The organism is Desulfarculaceae bacterium (assembly GCA_020444545.1).
Classification (GTDB): Bacteria; Desulfobacterota; Desulfarculia; order Desulfarculales; family Desulfarculaceae; genus Desulfoferula.
In genome coordinates, this window is record JAHLKT010000004.1 from 332,740 (window position 1) to 356,115 (window position 23,376).

General features: G+C 66.7%; 18 protein-coding genes. 11 read left to right on the forward strand and 7 right to left on the reverse strand.

Going from position 1 to position 23,376, the window contains the following annotated elements; translation table 11 throughout:
* Window positions 1-87: 87 nt before the first annotated feature.
* From acs to KQH53_13410, 4 genes are all read right to left on the reverse strand, one after another.
* Window positions 88-2,076: an acetate--CoA ligase gene (gene acs / locus KQH53_13395; GenBank protein MCB2227667.1), complete on the reverse strand. Its 1,989-nt coding sequence runs from the start codon at window positions 2,074-2,076 to the stop codon at window positions 88-90.
* A 123-nt stretch (window positions 2,077-2,199) separates the two neighbouring features.
* The gene (locus KQH53_13400; GenBank protein MCB2227668.1) at window positions 2,200-2,919 is read right to left on the reverse strand and encodes a 3'-5' exonuclease; all 720 of its coding nucleotides are present in this window, start codon (window positions 2,917-2,919) and stop codon (window positions 2,200-2,202) included.
* Window positions 2,920-2,946: 27 nt separating this feature from the next.
* Window positions 2,947-4,869 (reverse strand): CBS domain-containing protein, encoded by a 1,923-nt coding sequence (locus KQH53_13405; GenBank protein MCB2227669.1) that lies wholly within the window; start codon window positions 4,867-4,869, stop codon window positions 2,947-2,949.
* A 200-nt stretch (window positions 4,870-5,069) separates the two neighbouring features.
* Window positions 5,070-5,978 carry a cation diffusion facilitator family transporter gene (locus KQH53_13410; protein ID MCB2227670.1) on the reverse strand — a complete coding sequence of 303 codons (909 nt, stop codon included), beginning with the start codon at window positions 5,976-5,978 and terminating at the stop codon, window positions 5,070-5,072.
* Between the two features lie 161 nt (window positions 5,979-6,139).
* Between KQH53_13410 and glgB the strand changes: the two genes are divergently transcribed.
* Genes glgB through KQH53_13430 form a run of 4 tightly spaced genes read left to right on the forward strand, consistent with a single transcriptional unit; the run spans window position 6,140 to window position 10,489 of the window.
* Window positions 6,140-8,056, forward strand: coding sequence for a 1,4-alpha-glucan branching protein GlgB (gene glgB / locus KQH53_13415; protein MCB2227671.1), 1,917 nt, complete (start codon window positions 6,140-6,142; stop codon window positions 8,054-8,056).
* 5 nt (window positions 8,057-8,061) lie between these two features.
* The gene (locus tag KQH53_13420) at window positions 8,062-9,216 is read left to right on the forward strand and encodes an MFS transporter (protein MCB2227672.1); all 1,155 of its coding nucleotides are present in this window, start codon (window positions 8,062-8,064) and stop codon (window positions 9,214-9,216) included.
* A complete protein-coding gene (tsaA, locus tag KQH53_13425) occupies window positions 9,213-9,704 on the forward strand; it encodes a tRNA (N6-threonylcarbamoyladenosine(37)-N6)-methyltransferase TrmO (GenBank protein MCB2227673.1) in 492 nt (163 codons plus the stop codon). The genes KQH53_13420 and tsaA overlap by 4 nt, the downstream gene beginning before the upstream one ends.
* A 53-nt stretch (window positions 9,705-9,757) precedes the next feature.
* On the forward strand, window positions 9,758-10,489 hold the full coding sequence (locus KQH53_13430; protein ID MCB2227674.1) for a sugar transferase: 732 nt from the start codon (window positions 9,758-9,760) through the stop codon (window positions 10,487-10,489).
* A 233-nt stretch (window positions 10,490-10,722) separates the two neighbouring features.
* Here KQH53_13430 and KQH53_13435 read toward each other — a convergent pair whose 3' ends face one another.
* A complete protein-coding gene (locus tag KQH53_13435; GenBank protein MCB2227675.1) occupies window positions 10,723-13,089 on the reverse strand; it encodes an AsmA family protein in 2,367 nt (788 codons plus the stop codon).
* 335 nt (window positions 13,090-13,424) lie between these two features.
* On the opposite strand from KQH53_13435, the gene KQH53_13440 reads away from it, so the two are divergent.
* From KQH53_13440 to gap, 5 genes are all read left to right on the forward strand, one after another.
* Entirely contained in the window at window positions 13,425-14,171 is a 747-nt protein-coding gene (locus KQH53_13440; protein MCB2227676.1) for a hypothetical protein, read from the forward strand.
* Complete coding sequence (locus KQH53_13445; protein MCB2227677.1) at window positions 14,171-14,986, forward strand: hypothetical protein; 816 nt, start codon at window positions 14,171-14,173, stop codon at window positions 14,984-14,986. The genes KQH53_13440 and KQH53_13445 overlap by 1 nt, the downstream gene beginning before the upstream one ends.
* Window positions 14,987-15,038: 52 nt before the next feature.
* Complete coding sequence (locus KQH53_13450; GenBank protein MCB2227678.1) at window positions 15,039-17,129, forward strand: TonB-dependent receptor; 2,091 nt, start codon at window positions 15,039-15,041, stop codon at window positions 17,127-17,129.
* 139 nt (window positions 17,130-17,268) lie between these two features.
* Complete coding sequence (locus KQH53_13455) at window positions 17,269-17,832, forward strand: GAF domain-containing protein (GenBank protein ID MCB2227679.1); 564 nt, start codon at window positions 17,269-17,271, stop codon at window positions 17,830-17,832.
* A 13-nt stretch (window positions 17,833-17,845) separates the two neighbouring features.
* A complete protein-coding gene (gene gap / locus KQH53_13460) occupies window positions 17,846-18,856 on the forward strand; it encodes a type I glyceraldehyde-3-phosphate dehydrogenase (protein ID MCB2227680.1) in 1,011 nt (336 codons plus the stop codon).
* A gap of 103 nt (window positions 18,857-18,959) precedes the next feature.
* On the opposite strand, the gene KQH53_13465 is transcribed toward gap, so the two are convergent.
* Window positions 18,960-19,301 carry an STAS domain-containing protein gene (locus KQH53_13465; protein MCB2227681.1) on the reverse strand — a complete coding sequence of 114 codons (342 nt, stop codon included), beginning with the start codon at window positions 19,299-19,301 and terminating at the stop codon, window positions 18,960-18,962.
* Between the two features lie 115 nt (window positions 19,302-19,416).
* On the opposite strand from KQH53_13465, the gene KQH53_13470 reads away from it, so the two are divergent.
* Complete coding sequence (locus KQH53_13470; protein ID MCB2227682.1) at window positions 19,417-21,678, forward strand: SpoIIE family protein phosphatase; 2,262 nt, start codon at window positions 19,417-19,419, stop codon at window positions 21,676-21,678.
* Here KQH53_13470 and trxC read toward each other — a convergent pair.
* Entirely contained in the window at window positions 21,673-22,107 is a 435-nt protein-coding gene (gene trxC / locus KQH53_13475; protein MCB2227683.1) for a thioredoxin TrxC, read from the reverse strand. The genes KQH53_13470 and trxC overlap by 6 nt on opposite strands.
* A gap of 108 nt (window positions 22,108-22,215) precedes the next feature.
* On the opposite strand from trxC, the gene KQH53_13480 reads away from it, so the two are divergent.
* Window positions 22,216-23,373 carry an NTP transferase domain-containing protein gene (locus KQH53_13480; GenBank protein MCB2227684.1) on the forward strand — a complete coding sequence of 386 codons (1,158 nt, stop codon included), beginning with the start codon at window positions 22,216-22,218 and terminating at the stop codon, window positions 23,371-23,373.
* Window positions 23,374-23,376: the final 3 nt, after the last annotated feature.

Consider the following 23,376-nt stretch of genomic DNA (forward strand, 5'->3'; position numbering starts at 1 on the left):
GCAAAATGATTGCGCGGGCGGCAAGCCGCCGTGGCGATGCTTTTGACCCCCGGCGCGGCAATGCGCCGCGCCGGGGGGTTGGGGTTCTTACTTGCCCTTCATCTCCACCAGGGTGCCCACCACGCTGGGGTCGGCCAGGGTGCTGGTGTCGCCGAAGTCGCTCTCGCCGGCGGCCATCTTGCGTAGGATGCGCCGCATGATCTTGCCCGAACGGGTCTTGGGCAGGGCCGGGGCCCAGTGGATCACGTCGGGCGAGGCGATGGGGCCGATCTCCTTGCGCACGTGCATGACCAGGTCCTTCTTGAGCTGCTCGGAGTACTCCTCGCCCACCTTCAGGGTCACATAGGCATAGATGCCCTGGCCCTTGATCTCGTGGGGGAAGCCCACCACGGCGGCCTCGGCCACGGTGGGATGGCTCACCAGGGCGCTCTCCACCTCGGCGGTGCCCATGCGGTGGCCGCTGACGTTGATCACGTCGTCCACGCGGCCGGTGATCCAGTAGTAGCCGTCATCGTCGCGCTTGGCGCCGTCGCCGGTGAAGTAATAGCCATCGAAGTCGGAGAAGTACACCGTCTCGAAGCGCTCATGGGAGCCGTAGGTGGTGCGGAGCTGGCCGGGCCAGGGGGCCTTCATGGCCAGACGGCCGGAAACGCCGTTGCCCTCCACTTCATTGCCCTCGTCGTCCAGCAGGCAGGGCTGCACCCCGAAGAACGGCAGGGTGGCCGAGCCGGGTTTGGTGGGTATGGCCCCGGGCAGCGGGGTGATGAGGATGCCGCCGGTCTCGGTCTGCCACCAGGTGTCCACGATGGGGCAGCGGCTGTCGCCCACCAGCTCGTTGTACCAGCGCCAGGCCTCGGGGTTGATGGGCTCGCCCACCGTGCCCAGAAGCTGGAGCGTCTTGCGGCTGTACTTGGTGACGAAGTCGTCGCCCATGCGCATGACCGCGCGGATGGCGGTGGGGGCGGTGTAGAAGATGTTCACCTTCCACTTGTCCACCACGTCCCAGAAGCGGCCCGAGTCGGGATAGGTGGGCACGCCCTCGAACATCAGGCTCTGGGCCCCGTTCAAGAGGGGGCCGTAGAGGATGTAGCTGTGGCCGGTGACCCAGCCGATGTCCGCGGTGCACCAGTACACATCGCCGTCGTGGTAGTCGAAGACGTACTTGTGGGTCATGGCCACATAGACCATGTACCCGGCGGTGGTGTGCTGCACGCCCTTGGGCTTGCCGGTGGAGCCGCTGGTGTAGAGGATGAACAGCGGGTCTTCGGCGTCCATCCACTCGACCTCGCAAACCGGGTCGATGCCTTTCATTACGTCGTGCCAGTAGGAGTCGCGGCCCGGGGTCATGGGGCATTCGATGCCCTTGCCCGCGCCCACGCGCTCCACCACCACCGCGGAGGGCACCTTGGTGCCTTCGCGCTCGGCGCCCAGCATGGCCTCGTCGGCGATCTGCTTGAGGGTCACCGCCTTGCCGCCGCGATAGGTGCCGTCGCTGGTGATGACCAGCGAGCACTGGGAGTCCACGATGCGGTCCTTGAGGGCCTCGGCCGAGAAGCCGCCGAAGACCACGCTGTGGATGGCGCCGATGCGGGCGCAGGCCAACATGCTGATGGCCAGCTCGGGAATCATGGGCAGGTAGATGGTTACGCGGTCGCCCTTCTTGATGCCGAAGCTCCTGAGCACGTTGGCGAACTTGCAGACTTCCTCGTGCAGCTGGCGATAAGTGATGATGCGGTCTTCGCCGGGCTCGTTGCCTTCCCACAACAAGGCCGGTTGGTCGCCCCGGGCCTCCAGATGGCGGTCCAGGCAGTTATAGGTCATGTTGGTCTTGGCGCCCTCGAACCACTTAATGCTGATGGGCCCCTTGGAGCGGTGATAGTTGTACTCCAGGACCTTGTCCCACTTCTTTTCCCAATAGAAATCTTCGGCCGCCTCGGCCCAGAAGCCGTCGGGGTCGGAGATGGAGCGCTCGTACATCTGCTGGTATTGCTCGAAACTGTTGATGTGCGCCTTGTCCACAAAGGACTGGGGCGGATAGTACAGTCCGTTTTTCTCCATCACTTTATCGTCAGCCATTGCGCATCCTTTCTCCCGACTTTGCGGGTGCCCATGCAACTGGGGATCGGGGCGGGGGAAGCCGCGCGTACGCCCCTGTTTGCCTCTCAAACTATCATAATAGCCCCATGGCTATCGCGGTTGCTACAAAACCCCGGCCACGGCGATCAAATCGGCTAGGGTGCTCCAGCCGCCGGCGGCCATCTCCGGCAGCAGGCGTTGCAGGATCATGGCCGTGGCCAAGGCGTCGCCCAGGGCGGTGTGCCGCTCGGGCACCTCCAGCCCGTAACGGGCGGCCAGAAAATCCAGGCTGCAACGCTTGGCCCCTTTTTTCTGCCCATAGGGATCGGGCTCCAGGTGGATGGCCCGGCACATGAGCACCGTGTCCACCACCAAATTCTGTATTCGCATCCCGTACTGGGCCCGCATCACCCGGTTCAAGAAGTACATGTCGAAGCGGGCGTAGTGGGCCACCACGATGTCGCCGCCCAGGTAAAACAAGAAATCGCGGAACACCTCCCAGGCCGGCCGGGCGTCGCGGATGTTGTCCGGGGTGATGCCGTGCACCTTGATCGACTCCACCGGTATGCCCCGCCCCGGGTTGGCCAGCTCGGAAAACACGTCGCCCAGGCGTATCTTGCCCCCCACCACCCGAAAGGCCCCCACGCTCACCACCCGGTCCTTGGTGGGGTCCAGGCCGGTGGTCTCCAGGTCCACCACCACGTAGCGCTGCTCCTGGGCCGAAGCCTTGCCCTGCTTGCCCTCCAGGGCCATGAGGTTGCCCCGCGCCTCTGGGGGCAGCTTGCGGTGGGCCAGGCGTAGGCTTGATAGCCGGTTCAGCAGGCGCGCTTGCCACAGATTCAACTCCCGTGCCCCGTTCCCTGGCCCGGCTCAGGCCTGATAGCGTTGCAGGGCGAATTCCTGCAAGCGGCTGATCACCGAGAAACTTTCCTTGAGCATCTTGCGCTGCACCCGGTTGAGGCTGGCCGGGTCCAGGAAGCCGCTGGGCTGGTGGCCGTTGTTGCTCTCCAACATCCGGGAGATGCGCAACAGGGTCACGAAGCCGTAGGCCTCGCGCAGGTCCTCGGCAAAGTCGGGCTTGAGCAGGCCCAGGCGGGCGACCGCGCCCAGGCGCTCCAGGGTGTTGGTCTGGCGCAGGCGCTGCTCCAGGGCCAGCAGCCGCGCCCCCTGCACCACCGGGTCCAGGGCCGACTCGTCCAGGTTAAGCTCGTCGCTGTACTGGCCTTCGGTGTCCACCACGAAATCGCGCAAAAAGCCCACCGGCGGCCTGAGCTGGGAGGCCGCCTTGCCCATGCGCCCCAGAAAATCACGATTCGCCTCCACCGCCGCGAAGACCTTTTCCCACAGGGCCTCCACGAAGTCGGTTTCCGCGTAGACCGCGCGCAGGTCGAAGTAGCTGAGTATGGGGGTGAGGGCCTCGGGCTCGGCCGAGGCGATCCAGCCCAAAAAGCTCTGTTCCCACTGGCTCTCCGAGCGGCAGCAGGCGTCGGGGTCGGCCATGATGGCCCCGGGGCGGCAGAAGTGGCTGCAGGTCTCCAGGCCCGAGCGCACCCGCCGGATGAACTCCACGAACCACTCGCGCACCGCGGCCTCGCGTTCCGGGGGTACGTTGGCATAGACCACCGCGTAGTTCTGCCCCAGGCTCAGGGCCTGCTCCCGCCGGCCCACCGCGCCCAGGGCCAGCCAGGAGAACTGCACCGGCGCCCGGCCCTTGCCCCGGTTCTCCATCTCGCGCTGGGTGATCTTGAGCAGCCGCAGGATCAGGCGGTCGTTGAACTCGCCCAGCACGTCCTGCATGTAATCCGCGCTGCCTCCCAGGCGCAGCAGGGTCTCCATGACCCGTTTCATGCGCCCGGGCATGGCGGCCAGGTCCTCCAGCTTGGAGACCTTGGAGACCTCTTTCATAACCCCCACCGGCGAGGAGCCGGTGACCATGGTCAGGTCGTGGTCCGAGATCACCCCCACCAGGCGGGCGCTCTCGGTAACGGCCAGGTGGTGCACCCCGTGGCGGGCCATCTCGATCATGGCCTCAAAGGCAAAGGCCTGGGCCGAGATGGTCTTGACCAACGGGGTCATCACCTCGGCCACCGGGGTTTCGGGGTCGACCCCGGCCGCCAAGATCCGCACCCGCAGGTCGGTGTCGGTGAGGATGCCCAGGGGCGCGCCGCCGGGCTCGGTGATGATGATGGAGCCCACCCGGCGCTGGGTCATCAGGCGGGCCGCCGCCTTGGCCGGGGTGGCGGCCAGGCAGGTGAGCACCTCCTTGCTCATCAGCTCGGCCACCCGGCTGCCGGTGAGCACCGCGTCCAGGCCCAGGGACTCGGTGCCGGTCATCTGCATGGTGTGGCGGTCGGCCGCGCGGCGCACCGCCTCGATGTTGCGCGAAAGGCCGAAGCTGAAGTGGCGCCGGAAGACCGGGTTCTCCTCCACCAGCTCGCGGAAGGGGTTGCCGGGCAGCAGGAAGCACAAGAGGTCCTCCTGGGCCAGCACCGTGAACAGGGCCAACTCGCCCTGCAACAGGCTCAGCGCGCCGAAGGTGTCGCCCTCGCCGCGCATGTCGATCAGAAGCTCCTCGCCGCTTTCGCGCGGCAGGGTGACCCGCACCGAGCCGTTCATGATCACGTAGAGGTTTTCCGAGGGGGATTCGCCGGCCTGGATGATCACCTGGCCGCGTGGGAAGTAGGCCAACTCCATCAGGCCGACAACGCGCTCCAACTCCGCCTCGTCCAAGGCGTCGAAAGGCACCACGGTCTTCAGGAAATCCTTGATGCGGGGTAGCGGGAACTCGCCCATTTAACCTCGCCGCTAAGCAACCCCCGAACTCCACGCGCCCATGCCCAGGCAGGGATTTCCCTACCCGGGCGGGTCCGGCTGTCTTGTCCCGGGTCAGGCGCGCCGAGCCCTTTAGTAAGAAATTCTAAAGGTATCCTATGAAATGCCGCCAGAGGCCGCCATGGGGGGAAACCCGTATTTTTCCGGGGGATGGCCCTACCCTAGTCCAGGGGTAGCTTGGCCTGAAAAGGGGCCGGGTCCACGTGAACCACCACCTCGACGGCGTCCTTCACGTCGCCCAGCACGCAGCGCTCCACCTCCTTGGCGATGTCGTGGCCCTGGACCACGCTGAGGGCGGAGTCCACCACCACGTGGAGCTGCATCTGGTAGCGGCCGCCCACCGAGCGCACCTTGAGGTCGTGCACGCCCTTGACCCCGGGCACTCCCAGGGCGCAGGCCTCGATGCCCTTGACCACCTCCTCGCCGGGGGCGGTGTCGATCATCTCCTGCAAGGCCCCCCAGAACACCCGCACCCCCACCTTTGCCACCAGCAGCGCCACCACCAGGGCGGCCCAGGAGTCCAGACTGTGCCAGGCCGGGTGGATCATGGCCCCGGCCACTCCCACCAGCACCGCGATGGAGCTGAGGGCGTCGGAGCGGTGGTGCCAGGCGTTGGCCACCACCGCCGGGCTCTTGATGCGCTTGCCCACGGCCACGGTGTAGCGGTAGAGCGCCTCCTTGGCCAGGATGGACACCACCGCCGCCGTTAGGGCCAGCCAGTTGGGGTGTTGGGCCCGGGCGGCCAGCAGGTTCTCGATCGCCTCCCAGCCCAAAAGCACCGCGATGCCCACCAGAATCAGGGCCACCACCTGGGCCGAAAGCGTCTCGATGCGGCCGTGGCCAAAGGGATGGCGGTGGTCCGGGGCGCTGCGCCCCAACCGTAGGCCCACCAGCACCACGCCGTCGGTGACCAGGTCGCTGAGGGAGTGGGCCGCGTCGGCCACCATGGCCGAGCTGTGGCCCCAGGTGCCGGCCAGGAACTTGCCAATGGCCAGGGCCAGGTTTGCCCACAGCCCCACCCAGGTTACGTGCTGGCCGTCCCGGCTCTGGCTTTCAGCCACATCATGCATCGGTCCACTCCCGGCTGTCCTCGGGCTCTTCCCGCCCGAGCAGCCTCCATGCTAGGTCTTTTGCCCTTATAACACAATTGGCATGGCCGTCCCCCTTGCGCCCGGTGGACGGGCTGCCATAATGATAGACAAACCCAGTCATTTTCGGTTACGAGGAATCCATGGCCAAGAAACAGCCCCAGCCCTTTTCCCTGCTCAGCGAGGACGACCTGTACCTGTTCAACCAGGGCAGCCATGCGGAGCTATACAACAAGCTGGGATCCCACCTGGTGGAAGTGGACGGCCAAGCGGGGGCCTATTTCGCGGTGTGGGCGCCCAACGCGCACATGGTCTTCGTCATGGGCGATTTCAATAGCTGGGACCAACACTCCGCGCCCCTGAAGGCCCGGGGCGCCTCGGGCATCTGGGAGGGCTTCGTGCCCGGCGTGGCCGCCGGGGCCCGCTACAAGTATCACATCGAGTCCGGAAACCTGGGCTATCAGGTGGACAAGGCCGACCCCTTGGCCCAGGCCGCGGAGGTGCCCCCGCTCACCGCCTCGCTGGTGGTGGACCCGGCTTACGAGTGGGGCGATGGCCAGTGGATGGCCGCGCGGGCCCAAGGCGACCCCCTGGACCGGCCCATGGCCATCTACGAGATGCACTCCACCTCTTGGCAGCTGGGCCCGGACGGCGAGATTCTGGGCTACCGCGAGCTGGCCGGGCGACTGGGCGACTATCTGGAAGAGATGGGCTACACCCACGTGGAGCTGATGCCCATCATGGAGCATCCCTTCGGCGGCTCCTGGGGCTACCAGACCACGGGCTACTTCGCGCCCACCTCCCGGCAGGGCTCGCCCCAGGACTTCAAGTTTTTGGTGGACCATCTACACCAGCGGGGCCTGGGGGTGATCCTGGACTGGGTGCCCAGCCACTTCCCCACCGACGGCCACGGCCTGAGCTTCTTCGACGGCACCCACCTCTACGAGCACGCCGACCCGCGCCAGGGCTTCCACCCGGACTGGAAAAGCGCCATCTTCAACTACGGCCGCGAGGAGGTGCGCTCCTTCCTGCTTTCCAGCGCCATGTTCTGGCTCAAGGAGATGCACGCCGACGGCATCAGGGTGGACGCAGTGGCCTCCATGCTCTACCTGGACTACTCCCGCAAGGACGGGGAGTGGATTCCCAACCAGTACGGGGGCAACGAGAACCTGGAAGCGGTGGAGTTCCTCAAGCGCTTCAACAAAGACACCTACGCGGCCAACCCGGGCATCATGAACATCGCCGAGGAGTCCACCGCCTGGCCCATGGTCAGCCGGCCCACCTATCTGGGCGGCCTGGGCTTCGGGCTCAAGTGGGACATGGGCTGGATGCACGACACCCTGGCCTATTTCCGCCAGAACCCCATCCACCGCCGGTATCACCACGACCAGCTCACCTTCCGCATGCTCTACGCCTTCACCGAAAACTTCGTGCTGGCCTTGAGTCACGACGAGGTGGTGCACGGCAAGGGCTCGCTGCTCAACAAGATGCCCGGCGACGACTGGCAGATGTTTGCCAACCTCCGACTGCTGCATTCCTACATGTACGCCCAGCCGGGCAAGAAGCTCTTGTTCATGGGCGGGGAGATAGGCCAGCGCAAGGAGTGGGACAACGAGGGCGTGTTGCAGTGGGATCTATTGCAATACGCTCCCCACGCCGGGGTGCAGCGTTTGGTGCAAGACCTTAACCGCCTCTACCGCCAGCAGCCCGCCTTGCATGTCGACCTGCATCCCGAGGGCTTCTCCTGGGTGGACTGCAATGACAATGAAGCCAGCGTCATCTCCCTGCTCCGGCGCAACCCCGGGCAAGAGGCGGACCTGCTGGCCATTTTCAACTTCACTCCCGTGCCCCGCCACGGCTACCGGGTGGGGGTGGACCGCCTTGGCCCCTGGCGCGAAGTGTTCAACAGCGACGCGCCGGAATACGGCGGCTCGGGGGTGGGCAACGGCGGCATGGTCGAGGCTCAGCCCCAGGCCATGCACGGCCGGAACGCCTCCCTGGAGCTGACCCTGCCGCCCCTGGGGGCCTTGTTCCTGGTGCCCGCCGAACCCGAGGCCTGAGCCCCTTGCCCCCGGCGAGGAGCGCGGCCGGCCTCCAGGCCGTGGTGTTCGCCCTGGTGGCCTCGGCCATCAACTCGGTCTATCTGACCCAGCCCACCCTGCCCCTGCTCAGCCGGGAGTTCAACGCCTCGGCCCCTAGGGTTTCGCTCACCGTGTCCATGGTCACCCTGGGGGTGTGCCTGGCCGGGCTGCCCTTTGGGGTGCTGGCCGACCGCTGGCGCATCAAGCCCATCATCACCTTGGGCGGGATAATGGTGGCCCTGTGCCTGGCGGCCGGGGCTCTGAGCCCCAGCCTGGAGTTTTTGGCCGGAGCCCGCTTCGTGCAGGGCCTGTTCGTGCCCGCCCTCACCTCCTGCCTGGCCGCGTACCTGGCCCGCAGCCTGCCGCCCCAGAGCCTGGCCATCACCATGGGGGCCTATGTCTCGGCCACGGTGGTGGGCGGCCTGCTCAGCCGCTTGCTGCCCGGCATCGTGCTGGCCGGCAACTGGCGGCTGGCCCTGAGTGTGGGCGCGGGGCTGGTGGTGGTCTTCACCCTGGTGGCCCTATTTCGCCTGCCCGCGGAGGGGCCCCGCCCGCCGCGCCACAGCGGGGACCTGAGCTACCTGGGCCTGCTCCGCTCCTGGCCCACCCTGGCCCCTTACCTGGCCACTTTTGGCAGCATGTTCGTGTTCGGCGGCATGTTCAACTACATCACCTTCCACCTCTCGGCCCCGCCCTATCTGGCCTCCACCGCCTTTATCAGCCTGATGTACCTCACCTACCTCATCGGAGTGATCGAGGGGCCCCTGGTGGGCCGCCTGGCCCGGCGCATCGGCGCGGGCAACACCCTGGCCCTGGGCGCGGCGGTGTACATGGCCGCTCAGGTGGTGTGTCTGCTGCCCTCGCTGACCGGGGTGATCCTGGGGCTGTGTTTAGTGTGCGCGGGGCATTTCATCATCCACGCCGGGTCCCAGGGTATGCTCAACACCCGCCTGCATGGCAGCCAGGGCCGGGCCAACAGCCTCTATGTGCTGGTCTACTATATGGGCGGCTGGGCGGGCATCACCTGCGCCGGCTTCTTCTGGAACCTGGCCCGCTGGCAGGGAGTGGTGCTGCTGGGCCTGACCGTATTAATCCTGCCCCTTAGCGTGGGGCTGGTGGACGCGCGAAAGGAAAAATAGGCATGGAGCCCATCGTCTACAACCCCATCGGAGTGCTGCGCACCCCCTTCGCCGACCCCAAGGGCGGCCCCATCCAGCCCCGGGGCGCGGACGGCGCCCAAGGCCGGGCCGAGCTGTTGCCCGAGCTGGCCCCGGCCCTGGCCGACCTGGAGGGCTTCTCCCACGTGATCCTCATCTACCACTGCCACCGGGCGGCGGGGTTCAAGCCCCGGGTGACGCCTTTCCTGGGCCGCGAGGATCACGGCCTGTTCTCCACCCGGGCCCCGGCGCGGCCCAACCCCATCGGCCTGTCGGTGGTGGCCCTGGAGGAGGTGCAGGGCTCGACTCTGCTGCTGAGGGGCGTGGACATGCTGGACCACAGCCCCCTGCTGGACGTGAAGCCCTACGTGCCCGGCTTCGACCACCCGGACGGAGAAATACGCACCGGTTGGCTGGGCCAGCGGGCCGGCGAGGCAGACACGGCCAAGGCGGACGATCGTTTTGCCTAGGCAGGGCGCCAGCTGCTAGACTAGGGCCACCAACTTGCCAAGCGAGGTCCGAGATGCCCTTTGACGTAATGGAACAAGGCGCGACGCGCGAGGCGCCGCCCGAGGTCAAGCAGACCCTGGCCTGGGCCGCCGGCCTACCCCCCCTGCCCGACCAGCCCATCAAGACGCCCTTTCTCAAGCGCTGCTTTGACATCGCCTTCTCGGGCCTGATCCTGGCGGCCACCCTGCCCCTGTTCGTCGCGGCCATGGCGGCCATCGCCCTGGAGAACCGCATGCGCGGGCAAAAGGGGCCCCTGTTCTATCTGGAGCCGCGCATCTCCCAGGGACGTGAGTTCCACTTCCGCAAGTTTTTCATCTTCAAGCCCGAGGTGATCCAGCGCCTCCATGACGAAGGCAAGTTCATTCACACCAAGTTCCTGGAGTGGGACGGGGTGAGCCTGACCAAGGTGGGGCGCATCCTGCAAAAGACCTATCTGGACGAGCTGCCCCAGATGATCAACATCTTCGTGGGCGACATCAGCGTGGTGGGCCCCCGCCCGGTGAACCTGGAGGTGTACCAGGAGGCCCTGGAGCGCGGGGTGCTCAATTGGAAGGTGACCCGCACCGGCATCACCGGCCCCTACCAGTCGCTCAAGGGACATGGCCTGGACCGGGCGGATCAGTATCTATTGGACCGCAGCTACATCGAGATCCTGCGCCACCAGCCGGGCAACGAGGTGCTGCGCGCGGACCTGAAGATGGTGGGGCGCACCTTCCTGGTCATGGTCCGCGCCCAGGGGCTGTAGCAGAGGCCGGCTTCGCCAGTCGGCGGGATGCCGCTGCCCGCTTTTCGTAATTTTTCTTGATTATCCCGTTCCAGGACAAGGCCCGGGGCTTGCCAGGCACCGGCACAGCCAGCCGTTGCCGGACAAGGCGACTGGCGAGCGAGGGCCGGAGGTGTAGCTGAAACTACGTCGAGGCCCGCGCGACGCCAGCAACGCCGTATGGCGTCGACTGGCGAAGCCGGGCTCCCCGCTGGCTACTTGTTGAACAATCCCTTGATAAGCCCCTCCACCGCCTTCTCGGCCCCCGGAGCCGCGCCCAGGTCGAGCTGAGGCACCGGATGCTCCACCGTGCCACCCAGCTTGATGGGGAAGGTTCCGTCCGGGGCCAGGAACTGCCGGAGGGTGTGGCCCACGGTACTGGCGTCGAACTTGAGGGTGGCGTCCAGGGCGTGGTCCAGCAGGTTGGTCTTGCCCAGGATCTGGGCGTCCATCTCGTCGTCGCCCGCCTTGAGGGCCACGTCGTAGTTCACCACCCCGCCGCCGATCTTGTACTTGGCCTCGAACTTGCCGAAACGCCGAGGCAGCTGGCCCAGGGCGCCTTGCCACAGGGAGGCCAGGCCGGCCACCTCGTCCAGGAAGGCCAGCTCAATGGTCACCCCGTCGCGGGCCACCAGGCTGCCGTCGCCTTTAAGCGAGCGGGCCAAGGCCTCGGAGGTGAGCCCCTCGCCCTTCATGGCCGTATCCAGGAAGAACACCCCGCTCAGGCCCGACAGAGGCAGGGCGAACAGGGGCAGATCCTGCTTGAGCTTGCGGAACACCTTGGGAGTGACCTGGAGCCCCTCGCCCTTGAGTTCCAGGATGCTGATCGGCGAGGCAGGGTTGAAATCCACCCCGGCCTTCATCTTGAGCCCGCCGTTCAGGAAGATGGCATGGGGCAGCTCCATCTCCACCTTGGCGTCCTTGATCCTGGCCTTGAGCTCCAGGTTCTTGAGCTCGTAGCCTGCCGCCTTGATCAGGCCCAGCTTGACCTCGGCCTCGGCGTCCACGCCCTGGAGGTCGCGGCGTATTTGGGCCGGGTCCGGAGCGGCCTTGCCCCCGCCCGAGCCCATGCCGCCGGCGGCCTTGCCTCCGCTGGAGCCCGCGCCGGGCGAAGCCTTGGCCGTGCGGTGGGGAGCGGCCTCGCCCTTGGCCCGGGGCGCGCCCATGGGCAGGCGCTCCAGGTCAAGATAGTCGCCCACCACCATGAGGCGCAGGATGGCCTGGTCGCCCTTGGCTTCCGCCTTGCCGGTGATGCCCAGCTTGGCAAAGGCGGTGTCCAGATCGAACTGCTTTATCTCCAGCTCCTTGGGGTCGTCCTTGATCAGGAAGCGGTACGCCGCGCGCATGTGGGCGTCCTTGAAGGGCGCGGGCATGGGCGGGCAGTAGATGTAGATGTCTTTGCCCTGGTTCTCGCCGCTTATCTCCAGCACCCCCGGCCCGGCTCCCTTGAAGCGCACCCGCTTGCTGGCCAGGCCCGAGGCCTTGACGGTCCAGGGCATCAGCGGCGAGACCAGCGAGGCCAGCTTGGCCAGGTCCACCCGTTGCTCGAACAAGGCGTCGCTCTTGCCCAGGGACTTACCCCAGCCGATGACCCCCTTCAGGCTCTGGGCGAAGCCGCCCTCGGGCGCGTTGAACTGGGCCTGCTTGATGTCGGCCAGTTCGCCGGGCAGGTCCAGGCTCATATCGGCCATGAACACTGCCCCGGGCAGGCTGAAGTAGCGCCTGCCCATGGCCGTGGTCTGGAGGCGCAGGTCCTTGGCCTGGCCCTGGGCCTGCACCGCCAGGGCCTTGGCCGGGCCGCTGGCCTTGCCGGTCATCTCGATGATGCCCCGCGCCTTGAGCCCGGGATAGAGCGGAGCCAGGCGCGCGGCCAGGGCGGCCAGGTCCAGCTTGAGGGCCAGGTCGCCCTGCTTGAGCACGAAGCTGTCGCCGTAGCCTTCGCTCTTGGCCGAGGATTGCACGCTAAGGCCGGGCATGGCCAGGGCAAGCTGTCCGCTGGCCCCGCCGAGGCCCAGGTCGCTGGACAGGCTGAGCTGCTCCAGAGGCAACTCGCTGGACATGCCGTTGGCCAGGTTCTTCAGATAAAGCTTGGAGCCCACGACCTGGAGCGAGCTGATCACCAGATGGCCGTCGTCGTCCTTTTCGTGGCGGCGCTCACGGTCACGGTCGCGTCCGTGCTCATCCTTCTTGCCCTTGGGCAGGTCTCGCCAGTTGAGGCGGCCGTCCTTGCCCCGCACCATGGAAAGCTCCAGGCTCTTGACCTCCACCTGGCGCACCACCAGGCTGCGGGCCAACAGGGGCATGAGGTCCGCCTCCACGGTGAGGGAGTCCAGCTTGACCAGGGGCCGCGAGCCATAGGCCGCCTTGTCCGCCACCACCAGGCCTTTGACCTGGGCCTTGAGCCCGCCCCACAGGCTGACCGAAACCTCCTGCACCGTGGCCTTGCGGCCCAGGCTGTCCTCCAGGGCCCCGGTGAGCATGGAGCCCCAGGGCATGAACATGGGGACAAAGGTTATGGCCAGCACCACCAGCAGGACCAGGGCGGCCACGATGATGCCGAGGATCTTGAAGAGCTTGCCCATGAAAACAGCCTTTCGCGTTAAAACCGGTTCAGCGCCCCCCCGGGCGGAAGATATGCCGTGCTTATCTAGAAATTATGAAAGCAAGCGCCGGGCGAGTAAAGGTGGGGGCCGCAAAAGGGGTGCGAAGATTTTTCTTGCCTATCGTTATTTTTTAATTAATATATCGCAAGACAAGGCCCGCGCGGGCGGACACCTCCCGGCGCGGGGTTTTTTAGAGCATCGTTATCTTTTGCATACTATAGCGAAACCAGCCGGAGGCCCCGGGACAACATGACCCAAGCACACCACCTAATCACGCCCGGGGCCTACTCCGGCTCCCGGTCTGGGGCCCGGCCATGAGCGCCCTGCTCCCCTGGCTCTACTACACCTCCCTGGCCGCCTGCATGGCAGCGGCCCTGCTGGCCTGGCGCGGGCCGCAATGGGCCTGGCGCGCGGCGGGCTGGGGTCTCGCCGCCCTGTCCCTGGCCCAGATCGCGGCGCTCGGCCTAGTCCTGAACCGCCCGCCTCTGGCCGGGGCCTATGAGACCGCGGCCCTGCTGCTTTTGTGGCTCTGCGCATTGGCCCTTTTGCCCTGCGGCGGCCCGGAGGCCCGGCGGCGCCTGTGCCTGTGGACCTGGGGCGGCGCCACGGTGGTGCTGGCCGTGGCCCTGCTGGCCGGACTGCGCCTCTACCCGGACTGGTACATGTACGAGCACCTCTGGTCGCGCCTGTTCTTCAGCTTCCGGGTGGCGGGCCTGGCCGTGTTCCTGCACGCCGCCATGGCCGCCCTGGCCTCCCTGGGGGCCGAGCCCAGCGACCGCACCAGCCTCCTGCGCTGGTCGCGGAACTTTCTGTTGGTGGGCACGGCGGTCTTCCTGGCCGGAGAGTTCAGCGGCTTCACCTGGCGGCTCTTGTGGCTGGGCGACTACTGGTGCTGGAACGCCAATTTCCTGGAAGCCACCATGTTCTTCCTGCTGGTAACCGGAGCGGCCCACCTGCCCCCCGCCTGGGCCGCCCGGCCCCGCCTGCGGGCCACGGCCCAGGCACTGCCCGGCCTGGTCAGCGTGGCCTTGTTCATGACCCACATGCTCATGGAATCCTGATGCAGCGTTTATCCTCACTCAAGTTCACCATGTACACCCTGTCCGGCCTCATCATCCTATTGGGCGTGGGCGTCATCCTGGGCCAACCCAAGCTCCTGGCCGCCTCCTTCGTGGACATGAACCGGATGCTCATCCGGGACTGGCTCCTGGGCCCGGCCTGGGAGCATCCCTCGGCCCCGCTGTGGTTCCTGGCCCTGTGCCTGGGCGTGGGGCTGATGCTGTTGAACCTGGGGGCCTGCACCATCACCCGCCTGTGGCCCCGCCTGCGCTCGGGCAACGCGCTCAAGGGATGGCTGCTCACCCTGGTGCATCTGGTGATGCTGGTGGTGCTGTTGGGCCACGGGGCCGAGATGGTCTTGGGCCACAAGCAGGAGGGTCTGAGCCTGGTGCCCGGCCAGGCGGCCGCCCTGCCCGGCGGCCTTCGCCTGGAGCTGGAGGACATGGCCTTTGTGGGCGACCGCTCAGCCCTTAACCTGCCCTATCGCAAGGCCCGCTGGGTGTGGACCCGGGAGGGCTTTCAGCGCGAGCACAACTGGGCCCGCCTGCGCCTGAGCCGCGAGGGCCGCGAGCTGTGGCGCGGCGAGCTGCGCATCCTGGAGCCGGTGGAGCTGGAGGGCCTGCGCATCACTCTCACCGATTTCCACGCCCCCACGGGCAAGGGCGCGCCGCCGGTGGGCATCCAACTGGCCGTGGTGCACAACCCCTTCACCACCCTTTTCTTCGTCGCCTATGGGCTGTGGATTTTCCTCTACGCGGCTCTGGCGGCGGTCACCTGGCGAAGCGGGCCCGCCAACGGGGCCGCCAAAAACAGTTAACCTAGACAACAGGGCAAGGCGGGGGCCGCTTTGCCGGCGAGGTAGGCGCAAAATGAAATTCAAACAAATTACTTGGGGAATGGCCTTGGCCCTTTGTCTGTGGGCCGCGCCGGCCATGGCCGAGGCTCCGGAGCAGATGGCCAAGGCCCCGGCGGGCAAGGACTACCAAGTCTATCAGCTGGGCGAGGTGGTGGTGGCCGGCCAGGGCGACGAGGTCAACCAGACCACCGACGTTTACTCCATCACCGCCGAGGACATCAGCGACAGCCATGCCCTCACCGTTCCCCAGGCCCTGTCCTATGCCCCGGGCGTGGTGGTGAGCTATGGCCGCAAGAACGAGCCCAGCGTGAGCATTCGCGGCTTCAACCAGCACGAGGCCCTGATCCTCATCGACGGCGTGCCCTACTATGAGACCAACTACGGCAAGCTGAACCTCAACCAGCTTCCCACAAGCATGGTGGCGCGCATCGACATCATCAAGGGCGCGGCCTCGGTGCTCTACGGCCCCAACGCCATGGCCGGCGTGATCAACATCATCACCAAGAAGCAGGGCCTCAAACCCTCCCTGGACGCCCTGGCCGAGATCGGCGAGGACGGCGCCTACCACCTGAACGCCTCCCACGGCAACAGCCTGGGCAAGTTCAAGTACTGGATCAACGTGGACCAGCGCGAGGCCGACGGCTGGTATCTCTCCGACGACTACAGCCCCAGCCTGGGCAGCACCATCAAGAAGCCAGGCGGCACCACCAGGGAGGTGATCCAGGGCGAGGGCGAGCGGCTCAACTCCGGCTTCAACCAGACCAGCGTATGGGGCAAGATGGGCCTGGAGCTGGCCAAGGATTCCGCCTACTACCTGAGCGGCTATTACATCGATTCCAACTGGGGCATGCCGCCCTCCACCATCTCCAACATGGTCTACCCCAGCCGCCCCGCCTTTTCGCAGTACGGCACCATGAGCAAGTACGAGGACTGGGGCCTGGACCTGAGCGGCGAGCAGGGCATCGCCAAGAACTTCGCCCTGCGCGGCAAGCTTTTCTATCACAACCACATGGACGACTACACCAGCTACGCGGACAAGAACTACGGCGAGGTGATCGCGGTAAGCCGCTACAAGGACTACGTGGCCGGCGGCGCCCTGTTCGGCGATTGGGAGATCGTGCCCCAGGACACCCTGCGCTTCTCCCTGCACTACCGGGGCGACAGCCACAAGCAGCGCGACGATTCCTATCTGCCCTTTGCCGAGAGCTTCTCCTACACCGGCTCGGCGGGCCTGCAGAACGACTGGAAGCCCTGGGACAACTTCGCGATCATCGCGGGCATCAGCTACGACTGGTTCAACGTGACCAAGGCCGAGAGCGTGGAGACCGACAAGAGCGGCAACTACACCGGCACCGACGACCTGGAAACCCCCGGCACCAGCGACAGCTTCAACCCCATGCTGGGGGCCACCTACACCTTCGGGGACCAGACCAGGCTCTTCGGCTCGGTGGCCCGAAAGACCCGCTTTCCCACCCTGCAACAGCTCTTCGGCTCTCGCAGCGGCAATATCGAGCTGGACCCGGAGCACAGCACCAACTTCACCCTGGGAGTGTCCCGCCCCTTTGGCAAGATCTTCTACGGCGAGGCCTCGGTGTTCTACAACGACATCGACGACCGCATCTCCCGCGACGGCCCCTATCCGGACTCCATGTATCACAACTACAGCAAGGTCCGCATGTACGGCTTTGAGCTCATCGGCGAGCTGAACCCCTGGGAGAGCCTGATGATCAAGGTGGGCTACACCTTCCTGAAGGCCAAGGACGAAAGCGACGACCGGGTGACTGACGACGTGGTGAACGCGCCCGAGAACAAGCTGGACATCAAGGTGCAGTACACCATCCCCAAGCTGCTCACCCGGCTGGACTTCATCGGGGTCTACATCGGCTCGCAGTACAGCCAGCTGCCCACTCCCTCCAGCCCGGACACCGCGGTGCTGGACAACAGCGGCTACTTCCTGGCCAACTTCAAGCTCAGCCAGCCTCTCTGGGACAACTTCGAGGTGTTCGGCTACGTGAGCAACCTCCTGGACAAGGACTACGAGAGCGATAGCGGCTTCCCGGGCGAGGGGCGGGCCTTCTGGGCCGGCATAAGGACGCGCTTCTAAGGGATCAATTCGGTTACGTTGCGATAAGAGCCGCCCTCCGGGGCGGCTCTTGCTATTGCGCCCAAGGTGCGCCTGGGGCAGGATGATTAATATGGGCAGCCACGGGGGCTTCCCGCCAAAGACACAGAGGGAGGCTGGCATGGCCGGCAAAAAAACCGATTACTTCGAGGCCCTGTACCAGGTGGCCAAGGTGGTCAACTCCTCCTTGGACCCCAAGAAGGTGCTGGGCGAGATCGTCAAGAGCGTGAGCCAGGCCCTGGGCGCCAAGGCCTGCGCCATCCGCCTGCTGGATCACCGGCGCAAGGAGCTGGTCATGGGCGCGGCCCACGGCCTGTCCCAGGGCTATGTGCGCAAGGGCAAGGTGCTGGTGGACAAGAGCGGCTTGGACAAACAGGCCCTGTCTGGCGGCGCGGTGTGCCTCATGGACGCCCAGAGCGACCCGGCCTTCCAGTACGGCGCCCGGGCCAAGGCCGAGGGCATCCGCTCCATCTGCGTGCTGCCGCTGCGTGCGGGGCGCAAGACCATCGGGGTCATCCGGGTCTACTCGGACAAGAAGCGGGAGTGGACCGACCAGGAGGTGCGTTTCCTGGAGGCGGCGGCCAACCTCAGCGCCATCGCCCTGGACAACGCCCGCCTGCACCGGGCCCTGAAAACCGACTACAACCTCCTGGTGGCCCACGAGTACCGCCTGGACGACAACTAAGGGAGACGATCCCATGGTGCGCATCGGCATAAACGGCTTCGGCCGCATCGGACGCCAGGTGGTAAAAGCGGTCCTGGAGCGCCACCCCGACGAGCTTCAAGTGGTGGCCATCAACGACCTCTTCGACGCGGAAACCAACGCCCACCTGTTCAAATACGACACCAACTACGGCCGCTGGCCCGGCAAGGTGGAGGCCAAAAAGGGCGCCATCGTCATCGACGGCTCGCCCCTGACCAGCTTCGCCATGCGCGACCCGGCCCAGATCCCCTGGGACGAGGTGGGCGTGGAGCTGGTGATCGAGGGCACCGGCCTGTTCCGCACCGGGCCCCTGGCCGAGGCCCATCTGGAGGCCGGGGCCAAGCGGGTGATCATCACCGCCCCGGGCAAGGAGGTGGACCTCACCGTAGTCATGGGGGTGAACCACCGCGACTACCGCAAGACCAAGCACTACATCGTGTCCAACGCCTCCTGCACCACCAACTGCCTGGCCCCGCCGGCCATGGTGCTGCACAAGAAGTTCGGCATCGTCAAGGGCCTGATGACCACGGTGCACTCCTACACCAACGACCAGCGCATCCTGGACCTGCCCCACAAGGACCTCCGGCGGGCGCGGGCCGCGGCGCTGAACATGATCCCCACCTCCACCGGCGCGGCGCGGGCATTGGGGCTGGTGATCCCCGAGCTGGCCGGGCGCTTCGACGGCTGCTCGGTGCGCGTGCCCACCCCCACGGTGAGTCTGGTGGATTTCACCGCCCAGCTGGCCAAGCCCACCGACACCAAGGGCCTGCGCGCCGCGCTCAAGCAGGCGGCGTCCCGGAGCCTCAAGGGCATCATGGCCGTGGACGAGGGGCACCTGGTGTCCATGGACCTGAAGGGCGACCCGCACTCCTCCATCGTGGACCTGGAGTTCACCCAGGTGCTGGAAGGCGACCTGGCCAAGGTGTTGGCCTGGTACGACAACGAGTGGGGCTATTCCTGCCGGGTGGCGGACCTGGCCGCCTTCATGGCTTCCAAGGGGCTGTAGGGGATAGGCGAAGCAAAAGCAAGGGCGAGGCCCCGGCTCCGGGGCACGAGAAATAAGGAAAGGGCGGCAGGCGATGCCGCCCTTTTCTATTGGCTATCCGAGATCAGCTTTGCAGGGCGCGGGTGGCTTGGGCGGCATCGGGGAACATGCGGAACACCTTGTCCAGGCGGGTGAGATGGAACAAGGACCCCAGGTTTTCATCCACCCCGCACACCACCAGCTCTCCCTTTTTGCCGTCCAGGGCCTTGAGGGTGGAGATGATCACAGTGAGGCCGCTGGAATCCATGAAGTGCACGGTTTCCAGGTCCAGCACCACCTTGTGATGCCCGTCTTCCACGAAATCCCGGAGCTTTTGCTTGAGGGAACCGGCCACGCTGGCGTCAAGGCGTTCATGGCGTGGGGCCACCACCAATACATCGCCCAGGACCTTGTGATCCAAGTTCATGCAGGTGTCTCCCAGCCCCAGGCATCAAGTGTGTGATAAAGGTCTGTATCCGGGAACCCGCCTGGGTTAAGCTGTTTATGCTTTAAAGTCTAGCACAGCCTGGGAGATGAAATTCATGGCCGACATCGCCTCCAAGGCCATGCCGCCCAACCAGCCTGACGCCCAAAGCCGCCTCTGGGCCACCCTTGTGCGCTTTGTGCTGCTCTTCATCCCCGTGGCCGCCTTCCTCACCATAACTGTCTATATCTTCTATCAAATCGAGGCCAACAACGAGCGGCGCCTGCTCATGAGCGAGCAGCACAACCAGGTGCAGCTGGAGCGGGAGACCCTGGCCACCATCCTGGAGGATGTGGTAACCGACACCCTGGTGCAGGCCCAGCACCATCTGCTCCGGGACTGGCCCACCCCCCCCACCCTCACCGCCCTGCGCCGCCTGAGCGAAGAGTTCATGGGCTTCGCCGAAACCACCCGCATGTACGGGCGCATCAGTTTCATCGACACCAAGGGCACCGAGCTGGTGCGGGTGGACTACCGGGGCGGCCGGGCCCACCTGACCCCCGAGAGCCTGGCGGTGGATTTGGCCGACCGCCCCTGGGTCCAGCGCGCCTTGGCCTTGCAGCCGGGCCAGGTCTACATCTCCCCCCTGGTCCTCAACAGCTCGTCGGCCCTGGAGCCGATCATCCGGGTGGCCGCGCCGGTGTTCAGCCAGCTGGGCGTGCGCCTGGGCCTGGTGGTAATGGACTACAAGGCCGCGCGCGCCCTGAAGAAGCTGGCCGGCCTGCGCCCCGAGCGGGGCATGAGCATGCTCCTGGGCCAGGAGGGCCGGCGCTTGATGATCGCCGACGCCACCAACCGGGAGAGCCAGAACAAGGAGCGCGGCTTTGCCGAGACCTGGCCCCAGGCCTGGCAGCGGCTCTCCAGCGAGGAGCAAGGGCAGTTCTTCGAAAAGGCCGGCCTGTTCACCTGGGCCACGGTGCGCCCGCCCGTGGAGGGCTCGGGCCATCCTTGGTGGAAAATCGTCTCCCTGGTGCCAGAGGCCCAGGTGGACGCGGCGGTGGGCATCTACCTGATGCAGCTCACCCAGCTGCTCACCGTGGTTCTGTTCGTGGCGGGCATCATCTGCTGGTTCCTGGCCTGGGCCCAGGTGCGCCACCGCCAGGCCCAGCGGGCCCTGGCCCAGAGCGAGCAGCGCCTCCGGGACATCCTCACCTACTCCCCGGCGGTTATCTTTCTGAAGGACCTGGAGGGGCGCTACCTGCTAATCAACCGGCGCTACGAGGAGCTGTTCCACATCCCCCAGGCCGACGTGGTGGGCATGACCGACGCGGACCTGTTCCCCGCGCCCATCGCCCAGAAGTTCCGCGAGAACGACAAGGAGGTGCTGGCCAAGGGCCGCCCCCTGCACCGCGAGGAGCAAGCCCCCCAGGACGACGGCCTGCACACCTACCTCTCGGCCAAGTTCCCCCTGCGCGACCTCCGGGGGGTGAATTACGGCGTCTGCGGCATCAGCACGGACATCACCTCCCTGAAGCAGGCTCAGGCCCAGCTGAGCCAGGCCAAGGAAGAGGCCGAGGCGGTGAATCGGGAACTTTTGGAGAAGCAGGGTCGCCTGGACGAGGACCTGAAGGCGGCGGCCGGCATCCAGCGCACCCTGCTGCCCTACAACCTGCCCCGCTTCCCCCATCTGGAGCTGGCCTGGAAGTTCGCGCCCAGCGAGGTGATCGGCGGCGACCTGTTCCACGCCCAACCCCTGGGGCCGGATCACTTGTGCCTGTACATGCTCGACGTGGCCGGCCACGGGGTGCCCGCCGCCCTGGTCACGGTTTCGGTGCACGAGACCCTGGACCCGGCCAGCGGACACGTGATGCGCATGGACCAGGACGGCCGGGTGCGGGTGACCCCGCCCGGCGAGGTGCTGGCCATCCTGGACCGGGAGTACCCCCTGGAGCGCTTCGAGAAGAGCTTCTCCATCGTGTACATGCTCTTGGAGATGAACAGCGGCCGCCTGACCTACTCCAGCGCGGGCCACCCTCCGCCCATCCTGATGCGCGCCGGGGGCGGCCAGGAGCAGCTGGAGGCCGGGGGCACCCTCATCGGCCTGGACGGGGCGGTTCCCTTCGAGGAAGAGAGCCTGCAACTGGCCCCGGGCGACAAGCTCATCTTCTACACCGACGGGGTGGTGGAGTACGGCGAGCCCGGCAAAGAGCTGTTCGGCATGGAGCGCTTCCTGCGCTATCTGGAGCGGCGCGCCGCCCGGCCGGTGTCGGCCCTGCTGGAAGGCATGTGGCAGGAGCTGTTGGCCTTCGGCCGGGGACGGCCCCCGGCCGACGACGTGAGCCTCATGGGTCTGGAGTACAAGGGACGGCGGGACTCATAGGTTGGACCGCGCCCATTGCACGATGCTCTCCGCGGGCAGGGCCCCGGAGGTGCGGGCTATCTCGCGGCCGCCCCGGAACATGATCATAGTGGGGATGGAGGAGATGCCCAGGGAGGAGGCCAGGGCCTGCTCCTGCTCGGTGTTCACCTTAATGAGGCGCACCGCAGGGCCCAGCTTGGCGGCGGCCTGGGCAAAGGCCGGGGCCATCATCTTGCAGGGGCCGCACCAGGCGGCCCAGAAGTCCACCAGCAGAGGCAGGGACTCGGAGCTCATCATCTTTTGAAAGGTGGCGGTGTTCACCTCCACCGGATGGGCGGGCAACAGCTCGCCCTTGCAACGGCCGCACACCGGCCCCTGCGCCAGGCGCTCGGGGGGAACGCGGTTGGTGGCGGCGCAGGCGGGGCATACAACGTGAATGGCATCGGACATGTCTTTTCCTCCTGGGTTCATGGGCCCGCCGGGGCAGCGGCGTCATATAAAATAATAAGTCGCCTGAATGTGCTTTGCAGCCCCGCGTCCTGGGTTTAGGCTGAAAAAATGACCTCCAACCCCACCCCCGCGCCCAAGCCCGGTCTGGCCGCCATCGTATTGGCCGCTGGAGCCTCTCGCCGCATGGGCCGCTTCAAACCCCTGCTGGACCTGGGCGGCCTCAGCGTCCTGGACCGGGTGGTGGGCCTGCTCCAGGACAGTGGCGCCCATCCGGTGCTGGTGATCACCGGCAACCGGGCCGAGGAGCTGGCCCCCGTGGCGCGTGGCCTGGGGGCCCTGCCGATCCATAACCCGGCTCACGGCGAGGGCATGTTCACCTCCATCCAGGCCGGGGTGGCCGCCCTGCCCCCCGGCACGGAGGCCTTCTTCCTGCTGCCCGTGGACATACCCCTGGTGCGGCCCCACACCCTGGGCCGCCTGCTGGCCGCCCGCGCGGGCGGGCTGGGGCCGGTGCTCCTGCCCTCTTATCAAGGCGAACCCGGCCACCCCCCGCTCATCGATGCCACCCTGGCCCCGGCCATCGCCGCCTGGGACGGATCCGGCGGGCTGCGCGGCTTTTGGCTGGCCAATCCCGAGCTGACCGTGCCGGTGCCCGTGGCCGACCGCTTCGTGCTGCGCGATCTGGACACGCCCCAGCAGTATGAGGGCCTCTTGGCCGAGCTGCCCGGCCGCGCGGTGCCGGACCGGGAGGAGTGCCTGGCCCTGCTGAGCCAGGTGGCCGGGGCCAATGACGAGCTGGTGGCCCATTGCAGGGCGGTCGGGGCGGTGGCCCTGGCCCTGGCCAACGCCCTGAACGCGGCAGGCCACGGGCTGGACCAGCGCCTGGCCCTGGCCGGGGGCCTGCTGCACGACGTGGCCAAGGGCGCGCCGGGCCACGCCGAGGCAGGCGCGGCCATGCTGCATGACCTGGGCTATGCGAAGGTGGCGCCTCTGGCCGCGGCCCACATCGACCTGCCGGAGGGGGCGCCCCTGGACGAGGCAGCCCTGGTGCATTTGGCCGACAAGCTGGTGGCGGGCAGCAGGCTGGTGGATTTGGATGATCGCTTCGCGGGCAAGCTGGGCGCGCCCCGCCTGGAGGCCGAGGTGCGCGCGGCCATCATGCGCCGCCGGGACAGGGCGCGGGGCCTGGTGCAAGAGGTGGAGCAAACCACGGGGCGCGGCCTGGATGAGATCCTGGCGGGCCTGGACCTGCGCTTGGGGGAATAACAG

Bases quoted from the DNA above. Each gene is read 5' to 3' on its own strand.
- acs (MCB2227667.1), bottom strand. From the start codon at position 2,076: ATGGCTGACGATAAAGTGATGGAGAAAAACGGACTGTACTATCCGCCC.
- KQH53_13405 (MCB2227669.1), bottom strand. From the start codon at position 4,869: ATGGGCGAGTTCCCGCTACCCCGCATCAAGGATTTCCTGAAGACCGTG.
- KQH53_13410 (MCB2227670.1), bottom strand. From the start codon at position 5,978: ATGCATGATGTGGCTGAAAGCCAGAGCCGGGACGGCCAGCACGTAACC.
- glgB (MCB2227671.1), top strand. From the start codon at position 6,140: ATGGCCAAGAAACAGCCCCAGCCCTTTTCCCTGCTCAGCGAGGACGAC.
- KQH53_13430 (MCB2227674.1), top strand. From the start codon at position 9,758: ATGCCCTTTGACGTAATGGAACAAGGCGCGACGCGCGAGGCGCCGCCC.
- KQH53_13435 (MCB2227675.1), bottom strand. From the start codon at position 13,089: ATGGGCAAGCTCTTCAAGATCCTCGGCATCATCGTGGCCGCCCTGGTC.
- KQH53_13440 (MCB2227676.1), top strand. From the start codon at position 13,425: ATGAGCGCCCTGCTCCCCTGGCTCTACTACACCTCCCTGGCCGCCTGC.
- KQH53_13445 (MCB2227677.1), top strand. From the start codon at position 14,171: ATGCAGCGTTTATCCTCACTCAAGTTCACCATGTACACCCTGTCCGGC.
- KQH53_13450 (MCB2227678.1), top strand. From the start codon at position 15,039: ATGAAATTCAAACAAATTACTTGGGGAATGGCCTTGGCCCTTTGTCTG.
- KQH53_13455 (MCB2227679.1), top strand. From the start codon at position 17,269: ATGGCCGGCAAAAAAACCGATTACTTCGAGGCCCTGTACCAGGTGGCC.
- gap (MCB2227680.1), top strand. From the start codon at position 17,846: ATGGTGCGCATCGGCATAAACGGCTTCGGCCGCATCGGACGCCAGGTG.
- KQH53_13465 (MCB2227681.1), bottom strand. From the start codon at position 19,301: ATGAACTTGGATCACAAGGTCCTGGGCGATGTATTGGTGGTGGCCCCA.
- KQH53_13470 (MCB2227682.1), top strand. From the start codon at position 19,417: ATGGCCGACATCGCCTCCAAGGCCATGCCGCCCAACCAGCCTGACGCC.
- trxC (MCB2227683.1), bottom strand. From the start codon at position 22,107: ATGTCCGATGCCATTCACGTTGTATGCCCCGCCTGCGCCGCCACCAAC.
- KQH53_13480 (MCB2227684.1), top strand. From the start codon at position 22,216: ATGACCTCCAACCCCACCCCCGCGCCCAAGCCCGGTCTGGCCGCCATC.